Below are 15,593 nucleotides of genomic sequence, written 5' to 3' on the forward strand. Positions count from 1 at the left end.
CGCCCCCGCCCGCTGACCTCCGGGTGCCCCCGCTTCCCGGGTTCACACCCCCTGACCGCCCCGGTGCGGCGAGCCGTGGCGGTCGGGCTGGAACTGCGGCCCCTGCGGGGGCAGCCGGAAGGCCGGGTCCGGCACGGGCCGGTGCTGCGGATAGCCGTACGCCGGGCCGCCTGGCGACTGCGGCTGCGGATAGCCGTACGCGGACCCGGCCGGGGCCGGCTGCTGGGGGTAGCCGTACGCGGGCTGCGGCGGGGCCGCCGGCGGCGGGGGGAGCGGGGGCGGCGGCGGGTAGCCGTAGCCGGGCGCGGGCGGTGCCGGGGCGGGCTCGGCCGGCGCGGGCCGCGCGGGCTCGGGCTCCGGCGCCGGGGCGGGCTCCGGAGCCGGTTCGGCGGCGTCGCTCCCGGGCTCCCCGTGCCCCTCGTTCTCGTCCACCGAGATGCCGAACTCCGTGGCCAGCCCGACCAGCCCCGAGGCGTACCCCTGCCCCAGCGCCCGGAATTTCCAGCCCTCGCCGCGCCGGTAGAGCTCCCCGCAGATCATCGCGGTCTCCGAGCCCGTCTCCGCCTGGACGTCGAAGCGCGCGAGGGGCTCGCCGGCCTGTCCCGCCCCGCCGGCCGCCGTGTCGTACAGCAGCACGCACAGGTCCCGGACGAGGCCGAAGGGGCCGCCGTCCGCCGACGCGGCCAGCACCACGCGGTCCACCGACGGCTCCAGCGCCGACAGGTCGGCTTCGACGGCGTCCGTGGCGCCCTCGGTCAGCCGCTTCTTGGCCAGGTGCCGGACGGCGCCGGAGGGGTGCCGGGGCTGGTTGTAGAAGACGAAGTCCTCGTCCGAGCGCACTCGGCCCGCGTCGCCCACCAGGAGGGCGGAGGCGTCCACGTCCGGGACGCCCGGGCCGGGGGTCCAGCGCAGCACGGCCCGAACGGTCCGGGTGTCCAGCGGGATGTTCGACCCCTTCAGCATGGCGTGCGTCATGTCCGCAATCCTGCCTTCCCCCGGTGGCCGCGGACAACGCAGGGGCCGCGATTGCGGTGGACACTGGAACGACTCATACGGGTAGCAAGATATTCATGCACTTGGGGAACTCTTGACCCGTTGCCGGACGTACGATAATCGGCCACGCTTCCGCCTGGACGGTCCGTTGGAGGCCGTGGTCCACGGGGAGAGTCATGAGGCATTTCGAACACCTTGCGCCCTCGGTGCGGAATGGGCTGTTCCATAAGGAGCCCGGTGCCTTCGGCGCCGACTCCCCGGCCCGTGTGCTCGCCGTCGCGCTCGGTGCCACCCTCTACAGCCCCGGCACCCGCCCCACCCTCGCCCACGACATCGTCAAACAGGCCGAGCACGGCGTGGTCTCCATGGTCCTGTGCCTGGAGGACTCCATAGGCGACGACGAGGTGACCGGCGCCGAGGAGAACCTCGTCCGCCAGTTCGCCGAGCTCGCCCGCCTCGACGCCTGGGGCCGCAGCCTCCCCCTGCTGTTCATCCGCGTCCGCGACCCCCTCCAGATCACCGACCTCACCCGGCGCCTGGGTCCCGCCCGGCGCCTGCTCTCCGGCTTCGTCCTCCCGAAATTCACCGAGGAGCGCGGCGTCCCCTTCCTGGAGTCGCTGGCCGTCGCCGAGGACACCTGGCAGCAGCGGCTCTTCGCCATGCCCGTCCTCGAATCGCCCGAGCTCCTCCACCTGGAGACCCGCACCGAGACCCTCGCCGGCATCGCCCGCACCGTCGACAAGTACCGGGACCGGGTGCTGGCCCTGCGGCTCGGCGTCACGGACTTCTGCTCCGCGTACGGGCTGCGCCGGGCCCCCGACATGACCGCCTACGACGTCCAGCTCGTCGCCTCCGTCATCGCCGACGTCGTCAACGTCCTCGGCCGCGCGGACGGCAGCGGCTTCACCGTCACCGGGCCCGTCTGGGAGTACTTCCGCCAGCAGCAGCGGATGTTCAAGCCGCAGCTGCGCCGCAGCCCCTTCGCCGGGCCCGCAGAGGCCCTGCGCACCGCCCTCATCGAGCACGACATGGACGGGCTGCTCCGCGAGATCCACCTGGACCGGGCCAACGGCCTCCAGGGCAAGACCTGCATCCACCCCTCCCACGTCGCCCCCGTGCACGCCCTGTCCGTCGTCAGCCACGAGGAGTACAGCGACGCGCAGGACATCCTGCGGCCCGAGCTCGACGGCGGCGGGGTCCTGCGCTCCGCCTATACGAACAAAATGAACGAAGTGAAACCGCACCGGGCCTGGGCCGAGCGGATCATGCTGCGCGCCGAGGTGTTCGGCGTGGCGCGGGAGGACGTGAGCTTCGTGGAGCTGCTCGCGGCCGGGGTGCGGACCGCATGAGTGACGAACAGAAGGCCGAGAGGGTGGACGATAGCGTGGTGTGGTCGGGGCAGTGGGTCGCGGACCGGCTCGGCGTGGAGCTGGCGGGTGACGAACGGCTGCCCGAGCTGCTGGGCCTCGCCCTGCGGCGCAACCCCAAGCGGGCCCACCTCCTCGTCTCCAACGTCCTGGGCAAGCACGTCCCCACCGAGCCCCTCGCCGTGTACGCGCCCGGGGTGGCCCTGGGGCGGCGGGTACGGGACCTGCTGGGCGACGCGGACGCCGCCCGGGCCGTGGTCCTCGGCTACGCCGAGACCGCCACGGGCCTGGGCCACTCGGTCGCGGACGGCCTCGCCCTCGCCCCCTACCTGCACTCCACCCGCCGCCCCGTGCCCGGTGTGGCGTCCGTCGGCGGCTTCGAGGAGGAACACAGCCACGCGACCTCGCACCTGCTGCTGCCCGAGGACCCGTCGCTGCTCTCCGGCGACGGGCCGCTGGTCCTGGTGGACGACGAGTTCTCCACCGGCCGCACGATCTTGAACACCATCGCCGCTTTGCACGCGCGCTTTCCCCGTGAGCGGTACGTGGTTGTTGCTCTGGTCGATCTGCGGTCTGACGACGACCGGGCTCGTCTGGTGGACTTCGCGGACGGGCTGGGCGTGTGTGTTGATCTTGTCGCTCACGCTTCTGGGACTGTGCTGCTTCCTGAGGGAGTTCTGTCGCGGGGGCAGGAGTTGGTTGCCGAGTATGAGGCGGCTGCCGCTTCTTCGGTGGCTGACGAGGCCGGGGTGCGGCGACGGGGCCTGCGGGGTGGGGGTCCGGGGCCGTATATTTACGGGCCCGGTGCCCCCCAGCGCACTGGTGCCCCCACCTTGGGCCCGCAAATACACGTCAGCGCCCCGGACCCCCACCCCTCCGGCCCCGCCGCCTCCCGTTGTTCTTCGTCTGCTTCCTTGTGTTCTGACACGCATGAGATGCATCGGGGCGTTGTCGAGCGGGTTGAGATCGGCTGGCCCGAAGGGGTGCCCGACGGTGGGCGGCATGGCTTCACGCCTGCGCACCGGGAGCGCCTGGAGGGCTCGCTGCCGCGCATGGCGGCCGCCGTCGGCGACGTGCTCGGCCGACGCCACGCGGAGCGCGTCCTCGTCCTCGGCAACGAGGAGCTGATGTACGCGCCGCTGCGCCTCGCCGAGGAGCTGCGGCTCCAGCTCTGCGACACCACCGCCGTGCGCTATTCGACGACCACCCGCTCACCGGTCCTGGCCGTCGACGACCCCGGCTACGCCATCCGCACCCGCCTCGTCTTCCCCGCGCACGACGACCCGGCCGACGGGCCCGGCGAGCGGTACGCCTACAACGTCGCCGGGCGGGGTTTCGACCACGTCGTCGCCGTTGTCGACTCGGTTGCCGATACCCCTGCCCTGCATGCCCCCGGTGGGCTGCTGGACCGGCTCGCCGAGCACGTTCCGCACGTCCTTCTCGTCGTCGTTCCCTCCTATGCCCCGTCCGCCGTCGCCGACCGACAGGTGCCACCCATGTCCGAGCCGCTCCGCGGCCCCGCGTTCTCCTCCTACTCGCCCGACGACGTGGGCTGGCTGCTCCAGGACCTCTCCGACGTCACCCTCGAAGCCCCCACCGAGGAGCGCGAGGAAGCCATCCAGAGCGGCGGCGCCCACTACGCGGAGTCCCTGCCGGTCGAGTACCAGCCGACCGAGGAGTACCAGGCGCTCTTCCACGCCGCCCTCGACGCCTCCGCCGCCCGCTTGGCCCGGGCCGTCGGCGTCGTCACCGAGACCGTGCTCGCCGAGCGGTCCCCCCGCCCGGTGCTGGTCTCCCTCGCCCGTGCCGGCACCCCCGTCGGCGTGCTCATGCGCCGCTGGGCCCGGCACGCGCACGGGCTGGACCTGCCCCACTACGCCGTCTCCATCGTGCGGGGGCGCGGCATCGACACCACGGCGCTGCGCTGGCTGGCCGACCACCACGACCCCGCCGACGTCGTCTTCGTCGACGGCTGGACCGGCAAGGGCGCCATCACCCGCGAACTGGCCGATGCCCTTCAGGAGTTCGAGGGCTTCGACCCCCGGATCGCCGTCCTCGCCGATCCCGGCCACTGCGTCGACACCTACGGCACCCGCGATGACTTCCTCATCCCCTCCGCGTGCCTCAACTCCACCGTCTCCGGGCTGATATCCCGCACGGTCCTGCGCGCCGACCTCGTCGGACCCGACGACTTCCACGGCGCGAAGTTCTACCGCGAGCTGGCCGCCGCCGACCTCTCCCGCGCCTTCATCGACGCCGTCGAGGCGCGCTTCGCCGAGGTCGCGGCCGACGTCACCGCCGAAGCCAAGGAACTCGCCGCCACCGACCGCACCCCCACCTGGGAAGGCTGGGCGGCCGTCGAGCGCATCAGCGAGGAATACGGCATCCACGACGTCAACCTCGTCAAGCCCGGCGTCGGCGAGACCACCCGCGTCCTCCTCCGCCGCGTCCCGTGGAAGATCCTCGCCCGGCGCGGCGCCGCCGCCGACCTCGGTCACGTCCGGCTCCTCGCCGCGCAGCGCGGCGTCCCCGTCGAAGAGGTCGACGACCTGCCGTACACCTGCGTCGGCCTGATCCACCCCCGCTACACCCGGGGCGCCACCGGCGCCGACGGCAAGGCGGTGGCCGCCAAGTGAACCCCCTCATCGCCAGCGACCTCGACCGCACCCTCATCTACTCCACCGCCGCCCTCGGCCTGCGGATGCCCGACGCGGACGCCCCGCGCCTGCTCTGCGTCGAGGTCTACGAGCACAAGCCGCTCTCCTACATGACGGAGACCGCGGCCGCCCTGCTCACCGGCCTGGCCCGCACCGCCACCTTCGTCCCCACCACCACCCGCACCCGCGAGCAGTACCGCCGCATCCGGCTGCCCGGCCCCCCGCCCCGGTTCGCCATCTGCGCCAACGGTGGCGAACTGCTCGTCGACGGCGAGTCCGACACCGGGTGGCGGCGCCGGGTGGAGGCCGGCCTGGCCGCCGAGTGCGCCACGCTGGAGGAGGTCCGCACCCACCTGGCGCGCACCGCCGACCCCGCCTGGCTCCTCAAGGAGCGCACCGCCGAGGACCTCTTCGCCTACCTCGTCGTGGACCGCGCGCTCCTGCCCGAGGAGTGGGTCAAGGAGCTGAGCGCCTGGGCCGAACCCCGTGGCTGGACCGTCTCCCTCCAGGGCCGCAAGCTCTACGCCGTGCCCGCACCGCTCACCAAGAGCGCGGCGGTCGCCGAGATCGCCCGCCGTACCGGCCCCTGCGAGGTGCTCGCCGCCGGCGACTCCCTGCTCGACGCGGACCTGCTGCTCGCCGCGGACCGCGGCTGGCGCCCGGGCCACGGCGAACTCGCCGACGCCGGCTGGACCGCGCCCCACGTCACCGCGCTGACGACCAGGGGCGTGGCGGCGGGGGAGGAGATCCTGCGGGCCTTCGGCGGAACGGCGTAGGGTCGGGCGGGTAAGCGGTAACTCCCTTACCCGCTGAGGAGATTCGCGTGACCGAAGTCAAGGGCGCCCAGATCACCCCGGAGCTGTACGCCTACGTGCTCGCCCACAACCCGCCGCTCGATCCCGCGCAGCGCGCCCTCGTCGAACTCACCCACCGCCTGCTCCCCGACGTCGCCGTCAAGCAGATCGCCGAGGAGCAGGGCCCGCTGCTGGCCTTCCTCGTCCGGCTCACCGGCGCCCGGCACATCGTGGAAGTGGGCACCTTCACCGGGCTCTCCGCCCTGTCCATGGCCCAGGCGCTGCCCGAGGGCGGGCGGCTGATCACCCTGGACATCTCCGAGGAGTGGACCGCGCACGCCCGCGAGGGCTGGGCCGCGGCGGGCGTCGCCGACCGGATCGAGCTCCGGATCGCGCCCGCCCTGGACTCCCTGCGCGCCATGCCCGCCGAGCCGCACATCGACCTGGCCTTCATCGACGCCGACAAGGACGGCTACATCGCCTACTGGGAGGAGCTCGTGCCCCGGCTGCGGCCCGGCGGCCTGATCGTGGCCGACAACACCCTCTTCAGCGGAGACGTCGTCGACCCGGCGCCCGGCAGCCTCGCCGCCGCGGTCAAGGTGTTCAACACGCACGTGGCCGCGGACAAGCGCATGGAGTCGGTGCTGCTCACGGTCGCGGACGGGCTGACGCTGGCCCGTCGCCGGTAAGCGGTGCGCCGGCGACGCCGAGCCCCCGGCCGGGGCGCGGGGCGGCGTCGCCAACCGACCGGATCACGCCTCAGCCGCAGCAGCCGCCCCCGCAGCATCCTCCGCCGCCGCCACCCCGGGGCGCGGGGGCGGGGGCGGTGCCGCCGCCCGTCATGGCGACGGTCGACAGCAGCTTCACGGTGTCGGTGTGCCCCTCGGGGCACGCGGCGGGCGCCGAGGACTCGGCCATGGGGCGGCTGAGCTCGAAGGTGTCACCACAGGCTTTGCAGCGGTATTCGTAGCGAGGCATGCGGGCAGCATAGCCAGCTCCCCCGCGGGGGCGCTCCTACTGGCCGGCGCCCAGTTCCCCGCGGATCTTCTGCACCACGTCTGCCGCGGTCCGCCGCACCGCCTCGGTCTCGGTGAGGAAGTGCCACCAGTCCGGGTGGCGGCCCTCCAGGTTCGCGACCGCCCGGTCCAGGCGGGCCACCGCGTCGTCCAGGGGGCGGGCGTGCCGGGGGTCGGGGGTGCTGCGCCCGGCCATCGCGAGCCGCTGGGCGTCGCGGATGGCGAAGCGGGTGCGCTCGACCTCCTTGGCGTGGTCGAACGACACCTCGTCCAGCCGCCGCAGCCGCTCGCCCGCGGCCGAGACCGCCTCGTCGGTGCTGTTCAGCAGGGCCCGCACGGTGGTCAGGCCCGCCAGCGCGTCGGGCCAGCGCTGCTCGTCCCGGGCCTGCCGGGCCTCCCGCAGCTTCTGCTCGGCCTGGGCGACGGCGCGGGTCGCCTCGTCCGGCACCTGCTGGAGGTCCTGCCAGCACGCGGCGCTGTAGCGGCGGCGCAGCTCGCTGAGGACCGGCTCGACGCCCGCCGCCCGGGTGGTGATCGCCTGGGCGCGGGTGCGCAGCGAGACCAGCCGCTTGTCGATGTCCGCGGCCTTCTGCGGCAGCGCGGCGGCCTCGCCGCCGATCGCCCCGGCCTCCCGCAGCACCCGCTCGGCCCGCTGGATGGTCTCCTGCACGCCGTGCTGCCCCGCGCCCTGGTTGAGCTTGGTCAGCTCGGGGGCGAGGGCCGCGAGCCGCGCGGCCAGGTCGTCGGCCTTCAGCCCGGACGCCCGCACCGCGTCCAGGGCGTCGCTGGCCGCGAGCAGGCCCTGCCGGGCCCGCTCCACGGCGGGCGCCACCCGGGCCAGCTGGGTCTCGGCGGTCTCCAGCAGCGGCCCGAGGCTCTGCCCGAACCGCTCCAGGTCGGCCTTGACGCGCACCAGCTCGTCCTTGGCCTTCGCCAGGTCGGCGCGGGCCCGGGCGGCCGTCCCCGCGTCGAGGTCGTCCCGGTCCAGGTCGTGGGCGTCGACGGCGCTGATGTAGGTGTGGGACACCTCGTCGACGCGCCGCCCGAACGCCTCGAAGTCGGCGGCGGCCTTGCGGGCCGCGGGCGAGGGGTCGACGGCGGTGATCGTCTCGATGGAGATCCGCAGGTCGCGCTGGGCGGTGTCCAGCTCGTAGAACGCGGCGGCGGCCGCGTCCTTGGCGGCCTGGGCGTCGGCCCGCTGGCCCTCCCCGCGGCCGCCCCGGCCCCAGCGGCGCGTGCCGCCGCCGGCGAAGGCCGCGGGCACGGCGGCGACGAGCAGGGGCAGCGGCAGCAGGGCGAGCGTCACGGTGTCCCGGACGGCGGCCCCCAGGGCCGCCACGGCCCCCGGACGGCGACCTGCCGGTCGTACGGACTGCGTGAAGGTCGCCGTCACTTGCCCTCTCCCGATGGATCGCCCCTGGCCCGGATGCCATTCTCCCACCGTTAAGGACGAACACACGGGTCCGTTAGTTCGCGATGCGGACCTTCACGTTGCCGTTGTCGCTGTGCCCGGAGAGCGAGTGCCGGCTGGCGTCGTCCCGGGGAACGTCCACGGTCGCCTTGCCGTTGCCGCTGCGGGCGTCGACCTTGTAGGCGGCGCGCGGCACGTCGATGGTGATGCCGCCGTTGTCGGTGGAGGTCTCCACCCGGTCCGGGACCCGCGTCAGGGCGATCCGGACCTCGCCGTTGCCGGACGTGGCGCGGACGCGGGGGGCGGCGCCGGCGGTGACGGTCACGGTGCCGTTGGAGGAGGAGAGGTCCAGGGCCCCGGAGGAGTCGCTCACCCGCACCTCCCCGTTGTCGGAGCTGATCTTCAGGTCGCTCGCGAAGCCCTTCGCCCGGACTCCGCCGTTGTGCTCCTTGACGGTGACCTTGACCCCGTGCGGCACCTCGATCCGGTGCTTCGCCTCGCAGTCGGTGCTGATGCCCGAGCAGTGCTCGCGGAGCTTGAGGGTGCTCCCGTCCATCTCCCACGTGACCTTCGCGGTCCCGCCGAGCGTCCACCCGTCGAACCACCGGGTCACGTTCACGTCCTTGCCGTCACCGGGCACGAGCTCCAGCCGCGAGTCGTCGGAGTCGACGGTCAGCTCCTTGCCCGGCAGCGCGAACGACTTCCGCTCGGGCTCGGCGTCGTCGACGCCACCGCCTCCGCACCCGGTCAGCGCCACCGCGGCGACCAGCGCGCCGCAGGCGGCGAACGACAGGCGGGCGGTGCTGCGGCGGGGGGTACGGGGGTTCACGTGGGCGCTCCGAAAGGCAGGGGGCGGAAGGTCTGCCGAGGAGTCTAGGAAGGCCGGGCCGCCCGTGGAATGCACCCTGTTACCGCATGGGGGGTGGGGATAACCCCCGCCCCGCCCCACCCCGGATGCGGGGTTTGCGGCACCCCGCCCCGGGCCATGTAGGCTGTCTCTTCGTCCAGGGCGCATAGCTCAGCGGTAGAGCGCTGCTCTTACAAAGCAGATGTCGGCGGTTCAAATCCGTCTGTGCCCACCAGCGCGAAGACCCTCAGTCGATCATGACTGGGGGTCCTCCGCGTTCCGGGGCCGTGTCCGGCCGGGCAACCCCACGGGCTCATGACCATTTGATGAGCGTTCCGCAAAATCGGGCCGGAGTGGCCGCCCGGCGCCGCCCGCGCTCGTAGCCTGGGCGCATGCCATCGATCCAGAGCCCCGCGCGGTCCCGTGAGGAGATCAACGACGCCATCCGGTCCTTCCTGGCCGACCGGCGCGGCCGGGGTCTGACCGGTGCGGAGCGCCGGGTGTACGAGCGGTTGCGGACCGAGTGGTTCGCGGCGCCGCGGCGGGCGGTGGCGCCGTCCTACTGCCCCGGCGGGGCGGCGTCGCGGGCCAGCCACGCGCGGTAGGTGTCGTTGCGGGTGGCCGCCGCCGTGTAGGCGGCCGCGAGGTCGTCGAAGAGGGCGGACAGCTCCACGACGGACAGCGCTCCGGGCCGCCAGGCCAGGGAGAGTTCGGCCGTGAGGGGGTCGCCGAGTAAGGGGCGGAGCACCGTGCCGGGGGTGGGCTCCGCCGTCGGCTGGCAGGGGCGCACCGCCTCGCCGGAGGCGACCAGGTCCGCCGCCGTGGTGTTGTCGCGGACGTGCACCAGGCGCGGGTCGAGTCCCGCCGAGGTGAAGACGTGGCGCAGGGCCGCCCACTCGTGGTCGGCGGTGGGGTCGACGATCCAGGAGTCACCGGCCAGTTCGGCGAGCGCGATCACCCGGCGGCCGGCCGCCGGGTGGGTGGCGGCCAGGGCGACGAACTTCGGCTCCCGGGCGGTGAGGACGCGCCGGTCCACCCCCGCCGGGAATTCCAGGGGGAAGCCGGCCGTCTCGTGGACGAAGGCGACGTCCAGCTGGTTGGTGGCCAGGAGTTGGAGCAGGGTGTGCGAGGAGACCTCTATATGGATGGTGATGTCCGTGTCGGGCAGCCGGGCGTGGATCCGGCGCAGCCAGCCCGTCACGACGCGGCTGCCGATGCTGCCCACCCGCAGCCGGGCGCCGTCCGCGCCGACGGCCGCGTCCCGCGCGGCGGTTATCAGCGCGCTCATGTCGGCCACGATGGGGCGGGCCCGGGAGAGCACCGAGTGGCCGAGCGGGGTGGGGCGGCTGCCGGTCTGGCCCCGGGTGAAGAGGAGACCGCCGATGGCCCCCTCGATACGGCGGAGTTGAGTGGTGAGGGAGGGCTGGGTCATGCCCAGTTGCAGCGCGGCCTTGCGCACACTTCCCGCGTCGGCAATGGCGCAAAGCGCACGGAGGTGCCTGACCTCAAGCTCCACGGGGGGAGCATAACTGCACCTCGCACGTCACACCAGGCGCGGCCGGGGGCAGGGTAGGTGATTGGACCGAGCTATGGCCACTTGGCATCATCCGCACCACTGATAACTCGTCAGAGACTCTGCGGGACCAACAGTTCACCCGGTGAACCCCCGGCCGACCCACCCATGCGGCCCAGGGTTCTCGGCACGAATGGAGTCCCCCACATGAATCGCTCCACGATGGTGCTCTCGGCAGCGCTCGGCCTCGGCCTCGCGGTGTCGGGCCTGACGGCCCTCCCCGCCTCCGCCGCCACGCCGGCCGGCGCGGGCGCGCAGGGCTACACGCCCTCGTCGTACGCCGGATCGGCCGCCGAGAAGGCGGGCAACCAGGCGTTCTTCGAGGCCGTGATGAAGTCCGCGAAGGCCAAGGCGGCGAAGTCGCCCGGCCTGAAGGTCGTCACCGTCACCTACGACCCCAGCAGCGCCCCCAGATTCGCGTCGCAGATAGCCAGCAGCGCGCAGATCTGGAACAGCTCCGTGCGCAACGTCCAGCTGCGTGCGGGCAGCAACGCCGACTTCCGGTACTACGAGGGCAACGACTCCCGCGGCTCCTACGCCAGCACCGACGGCCACGGGCGGGGCTACATCTTCCTCGACTACCGGCAGAACCAGCAGTACAACTCGACCCGGGTGACCGCGCACGAGACCGGTCACGTCCTCGGCCTGCCGGACCACTACTCGGGCCCGTGCAGCGAGCTGATGTCGGGCGGCGGCCCCGGCCCGTCCTGTCAGAACGCCAACCCGAACGCCGCCGAGCGGTCCCGGGTCAACGCTCTGTGGGCCAACGGTCTGACGGCCTTCGACAAGGACACCTCCACCAAGATCCACTGATCCTCGCGCGGGCGGGCTCGCGCCCGTGCGCCCGGCGGCCCGGTTCCCGGTGGAACCGGGCCGCTGCGCCGTCCCGGACGCCGGGCGCCCGCCGAGGGCGCATACTGAGGGGAATGACGAAGCCTGCAGCGCACCGACGGCATCTGCCCACCAGTCCCTTCAACAAACCGACCGTCCCGTCTCCCGTGAAGCGGTTCGCCGTAGGGGACCGGGTGACTCACGACCGGTACGGCCTCGGCCGGGTCATCGGTGTCGAGGACGACATCGCCGTGCTCGTCGACTTCGCTTCCCGACAGGAGCGGATTCCGGGCCCCTACACCAAACTCACCAAGCTCTGAGCGTGGCGCCCGCGCCACCTCGCATTCCTCACTCCGGAGGCCGTAGCCACCGGGCATGACGATGGTCCTGCCCGGTGGCTACGCCTGTATGCGGGGGCCGGGCGGGGCCGCTCGCCCCGGCGTGTCGCGGGCGGTTCCTCCGTGCGGCCGCTCGTACAGGTGCTCGTACGGATGCGGCACCCCTTCGTACGCCTGTGGCCTTCGGGGCGTGCGAAGACGTCGGTAGCGGGGGCTACGGGGAATTACTGAGCTTGCGCTTCGGCGGGCCCGGGGCGGCGCATGACGAACGCGGCGCCCGCGCCCGCCGCGAAGAGCGCGCAGAAGGAGACGGCCGTGCCGAGCCAGCCGGCGCCCAGCCACTGGCCGCCGAAGTAGCCCAGGCTCACGCTGTAGGCCGCCCACGTCAGCCCCGCCAGGGCCGACCAGGGGAGGAACTCCTGGACCCGGCGGTGCATCACTCCCGCGCCGAGGCTGACGACCGAGCGCCCGGCCGGTGCGAAACGCGCCACGACCACCAGGGGGCCGCCGCCGCGCAGCAGGGCCGTGCCGAGCTTCTCCTGGGCCCGGGTCAGCCGCCGGGAGCGGGCGACGGCCCGGTCGAAGCGGTCGCCGCCGCGCCAGGCGAGCCGGTAGGCGACCATGTCGCCGAGCACGGACGCGGTCGCGGCGCACATCACGAGTGCGAACATCTCGGGAAAGCCCGCCCGGCCCACGGCGGCGTCGCCGACCGCGTCGGCGGCCGTGCCCGCGGCCGCGGTGGCGGCGGTGATCACCAGTACGCCGCTGGGCAGCACCGGGAGAAAGACGTCGAGGAGCACGGAGAGCCCGACGATCACATAGATCCACGGGGTGTCGGCCAACGCCCCCAACTGCTCCAGCACGTCCTGATCTCCTGGTACGGTCCCCCGCCGCGACGTCGCAGGGGAGCGGCAGGGGCGGCCTTCACAACCGCACAGCGTACGCCTGAGGCGCCTGGGAAATGAGCGCGGGGGGCGGGGATGTTGTTCGAATCACGTGCCGCGGCGGGTGGGACCCGGCTGTGCCGGGCCCCACGCGGTTCAGCGGGAGCGGCGCAGCAGGCGGTCCAGGGACAGCGCGCCGGGGCCGGTGAAGACGATGAGCAGGAAGGCCCAGCAGAACATCGCGGACGCCTCGCCGCCGTTCTGGATCGGCCACAGCGCCATGCTCTGGTGCACGTCGAAGTAGGCGTACGCCATCGAGCCGGAGCTGATGAGGGCCGCGGTGCGGCTGCCCAGGCCCAGCATCACGAGGACGCCGCCGACGAGCTGGATGGCGGCCGCGTACCAGCCGGGCCAGGTGCCGGCCGCGATCGTGCCGCCGTTGGAGCCGGCCGCGCCGCCGAGGACGCCGAAGAGGGATGCGGCGCCGTGGCAGGCGAACAGCAGGCCGACGACGATGCGGAAGGCGGAGAGGGCGTACGGGCGGGCGGCGTCGAGCCGCTCGGTGAGCGCCGAGGCCGGGGACCCGGAGGCCGGTGCGGCGCCGGCGGAGGTCGACGGGGACGTGGGTGCGGCGGTGGAGGGCATGAGCGGACTCCTCGTATCGGGGACGGGAAACGGGGACGGGGTGGGACGGGTGGAGCGGTGGGGGCCGGCCGGCTCCCGGTGGGGCGGGGACGTGAGCGCGGAACGGAACCGCGAGGGCCCCCAGGTTAGGTACCCCTAATCGATACTTGCAAGTTCAAGTTCTTTATTCATGGTGCCGGACCGCCCCACCGTTCCCATCCGGCGCGCACGTCACAGGGGCCCCTCTCGGAGGGCTCGGAGGCCCGGGGTGGCGGGGCCGTGCCCCTTGGGGCGGCGGGGTCACGCGCACCGGCGCACCGGCCGGATCCCCGTCCGCGCGTGTGGGCCGGATCACGCCGTGGCGGGTGCGCGCCCCGCCCGAATCGCCCTCGATGCCCGTTGTGAGGCTCGCTGTGATGCCCGTTGCGTCGGAGGCCGGGGCCGTGCCCTCAGGTCTCCGGGTAGTCCTGCTCGAAGGCGGTGACGAGGCCGTTGTCCGCGCGGGCCTGGTCGAGCCGGAGCCGGGCGGTGCGCCCGCGCAGCGTCAGCGTCATCAGCTGATTGCCGAACCACGGCCCGCCGGTCCGCCGCCAGCCGATCGCCGGCCGGCCCACCCGCCCGTGCCGGGCCAGCGCGCGCCCCAGCAGGCGGCCGGCCGCGCTCCAGCCGAAGCGGAAACCGAGGCGCAGCGAGACGTGGACGCTGTTGTGCACCGGCGAACAGGTGAGCTGGAGGACCCGGCTGCGCGGCGGATCCGGCCACACGGGCTCGGCGACGTACGCGTGGTGGACGTCCCCCGAGAGCACCGCGATCGTCGCCGGGGCGTCCGGGCCGCTGCCCACCGCCGCGATCAGGGCGGTGAGCGCGTCGAACGAGCGCGGGAAGGCCGCCCAGTGCTCCAGGTCCGTCCGCCTGCGCAGCCGCTCGCCGAGCCGGGCCCAGCGGGGGCCGCGGGCCCCGGCGCACAGAGCCGCGTTCCACGTCTCGGCGTCGTGCACGGCGGGCGGCAGCAGCCACGGCAGCGAGGCGCCGATCAGCAGATGGTCGTACGAGCCCGGGGCCTCCAGCGCCTGGGCGCGCACCCACTCCGTCTCGGCGGCGTCCAGCAGGGCCCGGCCGTCCTCCGCCAGGACGCGCGTGGCGCGGGTGTCGACCATCAGCAGCCGGACGCGCCCGAAGTCGCGGCGGTAGCTCCAGCGGGCGGCGGCCGGGTCCGCGTCGGCGCGGGCGGCGAACTCGCGCAGCGCCGCCGTGCCGTCCGGGCTCCGCGACACCGCCTGGTACAGCTTGTCGGTGGCCAGCTCGGCGGGGGAGAGGTTGCCCAGGTGCTGGTGGACCCAGTACGACATGAGGCCGCTCAGCACCCGCTCCTCCCACCACGGCGTCGCCCGCATCTCCGCCAGCCAGGCCGCGCTGGTGTTCCAGTCGTCGATGACGTCGTGATCGTCGAAGATCATCAGGCTGGGGACGGTGGAGAGCAGCCAGCGGATCTCCGGGTCGAGCCAGGACTCGTGGTAGAGGCGGGTGTACTCCTCGTAATTGGCCACCTGGTGGCCGGGCGGCTCGGTGAGGGGGCGGCGGGCGGCGATCCAGCGGCGGGTCGCGGCGGAGGTCTTGTCGGCGTAGACCTGATCGCCCAGCAGGACGAGCACATCGGGCCGCGCGCCCCCGCCGGCGCCGGCCAGGGCGCTCGCGAGGGTGTCGAGCGCGTCGGGGCCCGCGGGGTCGCCCGGGCCGCCGTCGTCCTCCGGGGGCGGCGCCGCCCACCGGCAGGAGCCGAACGTGACGCGCAGGGTGTCACCGGCGCCGGGCGTGCGGATCGTGCTGTCCGGGAAGCGCGAGCCGGTGAGCGGCCACACCTGCGCCCCGTCCAGGAGCACCCGGTAGGCCGTCTCGCTCGCCGGCCGCAGCCCCGTGACCGGCACCAGGGCGTAGTAGTGCCCGGCGATCCGCCAGGTGCGGGCCGTCCCGCCGGCGCCGTCCGCGCAGCGGACCTCCACCTCGCAGGGCCGGTCGGACTCGACCCAGACGGTGGCGCTCGCAGCCCCCTCCTCCGGCTCCTGATCGACGTGCCGCAGCAGTGGACCCAGCACCAGTGCAGCCGCCATGGCGGGCCTCCTCCGTCGCTCGTACGGTACGGAACGACGGAGGGGAGCGTGGAGTTTCCGCCTACGCTTCTCGCCCGGGGCCAGCCGGGACCGGATGCCGGCGGGCGTCCGCCGGGGCGTCCGTCAGGGCGTCAGGGCGTCCGTCAGGGC

General features: G+C 73.8%; 15 protein-coding genes and 1 tRNA gene. 8 read left to right on the forward strand and 8 right to left on the reverse strand.

Annotated elements, in window-relative coordinates; all coding sequences use genetic code 11:
- Positions 1-42: 42 nt before the first annotated feature.
- A complete protein-coding gene (locus ABZ951_RS16610) occupies positions 43-975 on the reverse strand; it encodes a TerD family protein (protein ID WP_344089370.1) in 933 nt (310 codons plus the stop codon).
- A 194-nt stretch (positions 976-1,169) separates the two neighbouring features.
- On the opposite strand from ABZ951_RS16610, the gene ABZ951_RS16615 reads away from it, so the two are divergent.
- The 4 genes from ABZ951_RS16615 to ABZ951_RS16630 are packed head-to-tail and all read left to right on the forward strand — an operon-like array spanning position 1,170 to position 6,500.
- A complete protein-coding gene (locus tag ABZ951_RS16615; protein ID WP_344089371.1) occupies positions 1,170-2,342 on the forward strand; it encodes an HpcH/HpaI aldolase/citrate lyase family protein in 1,173 nt (390 codons plus the stop codon).
- Entirely contained in the window at positions 2,339-4,996 is a 2,658-nt protein-coding gene (locus ABZ951_RS16620; RefSeq protein ID WP_344089372.1) for a phosphoribosyltransferase, read from the forward strand. The genes ABZ951_RS16615 and ABZ951_RS16620 overlap by 4 nt, the downstream gene beginning before the upstream one ends.
- Complete coding sequence (locus ABZ951_RS16625) at positions 4,993-5,793, forward strand: HAD family hydrolase (protein ID WP_344089373.1); 801 nt, start codon at positions 4,993-4,995, stop codon at positions 5,791-5,793. The genes ABZ951_RS16620 and ABZ951_RS16625 overlap by 4 nt, the downstream gene beginning before the upstream one ends.
- 47 nt (positions 5,794-5,840) lie before the next feature.
- Complete coding sequence (locus ABZ951_RS16630; RefSeq protein WP_344089374.1) at positions 5,841-6,500, forward strand: O-methyltransferase; 660 nt, start codon at positions 5,841-5,843, stop codon at positions 6,498-6,500.
- A gap of 70 nt (positions 6,501-6,570) precedes the next feature.
- On the opposite strand, the gene ABZ951_RS16635 is transcribed toward ABZ951_RS16630, so the two are convergent.
- The 3 genes from ABZ951_RS16635 to ABZ951_RS16645 form a co-directional block, all read right to left on the reverse strand.
- Positions 6,571-6,789: a zinc ribbon domain-containing protein gene (locus ABZ951_RS16635; RefSeq protein WP_344089375.1), complete on the reverse strand. Its 219-nt coding sequence runs from the start codon at positions 6,787-6,789 to the stop codon at positions 6,571-6,573.
- Between the two features lie 36 nt (positions 6,790-6,825).
- The gene (locus ABZ951_RS16640) at positions 6,826-8,166 is read right to left on the reverse strand and encodes a hypothetical protein (protein ID WP_344089405.1); all 1,341 of its coding nucleotides are present in this window, start codon (positions 8,164-8,166) and stop codon (positions 6,826-6,828) included.
- 127 nt (positions 8,167-8,293) lie between these two features.
- The gene (locus tag ABZ951_RS16645) at positions 8,294-9,067 is read right to left on the reverse strand and encodes a DUF4097 family beta strand repeat-containing protein (protein ID WP_344089376.1); all 774 of its coding nucleotides are present in this window, start codon (positions 9,065-9,067) and stop codon (positions 8,294-8,296) included.
- A 178-nt stretch (positions 9,068-9,245) separates the two neighbouring features.
- Between ABZ951_RS16645 and ABZ951_RS16650 the strand changes: the two genes are divergently transcribed.
- Positions 9,246-9,320, forward strand: a tRNA-Val gene (locus ABZ951_RS16650).
- Positions 9,321-9,477: 157 nt separating this feature from the next.
- The gene (locus ABZ951_RS16655) at positions 9,478-9,690 is read left to right on the forward strand and encodes a hypothetical protein (protein WP_344089377.1); all 213 of its coding nucleotides are present in this window, start codon (positions 9,478-9,480) and stop codon (positions 9,688-9,690) included.
- Here ABZ951_RS16655 and ABZ951_RS16660 read toward each other — a convergent pair.
- Complete coding sequence (locus tag ABZ951_RS16660) at positions 9,645-10,601, reverse strand: LysR family transcriptional regulator (RefSeq protein WP_344089378.1); 957 nt, start codon at positions 10,599-10,601, stop codon at positions 9,645-9,647. The two genes, ABZ951_RS16655 and ABZ951_RS16660, sit on opposite strands and share 46 nt — an antisense overlap.
- Positions 10,602-10,805: 204 nt before the next feature.
- Here ABZ951_RS16660 and snpA point away from each other — a divergent pair, with 204 nt between their 5' ends.
- Complete coding sequence (gene snpA, locus ABZ951_RS16665; protein ID WP_344089379.1) at positions 10,806-11,471, forward strand: snapalysin; 666 nt, start codon at positions 10,806-10,808, stop codon at positions 11,469-11,471.
- Between the two features lie 113 nt (positions 11,472-11,584).
- On the forward strand, positions 11,585-11,809 hold the full coding sequence (locus ABZ951_RS16670) for a hypothetical protein (protein ID WP_344089380.1): 225 nt from the start codon (positions 11,585-11,587) through the stop codon (positions 11,807-11,809).
- Between the two features lie 242 nt (positions 11,810-12,051).
- On the opposite strand, the gene ABZ951_RS16675 is transcribed toward ABZ951_RS16670, so the two are convergent.
- The 3 genes from ABZ951_RS16675 to ABZ951_RS16685 all read right to left on the reverse strand — a co-directional run bounded on the left by ABZ951_RS16675 (position 12,052) and on the right by ABZ951_RS16685 (position 15,443).
- Positions 12,052-12,690, reverse strand: coding sequence for a VTT domain-containing protein (locus ABZ951_RS16675; RefSeq protein WP_344089381.1), 639 nt, complete (start codon positions 12,688-12,690; stop codon positions 12,052-12,054).
- Between the two features lie 177 nt (positions 12,691-12,867).
- Complete coding sequence (locus tag ABZ951_RS16680; RefSeq protein ID WP_344089382.1) at positions 12,868-13,356, reverse strand: DoxX family protein; 489 nt, start codon at positions 13,354-13,356, stop codon at positions 12,868-12,870.
- A 428-nt stretch (positions 13,357-13,784) separates the two neighbouring features.
- On the reverse strand, positions 13,785-15,443 hold the full coding sequence (locus ABZ951_RS16685; protein WP_344089383.1) for an alkaline phosphatase D family protein: 1,659 nt from the start codon (positions 15,441-15,443) through the stop codon (positions 13,785-13,787).
- Positions 15,444-15,593 lie beyond the last annotated feature (150 nt).

It is taken from the genome of Streptomyces sp. NPDC046215, from assembly GCF_040646215.1.
Taxonomy (GTDB): Bacteria; Actinomycetota; Actinomycetes; order Streptomycetales; family Streptomycetaceae; genus Streptomyces; species Streptomyces stramineus.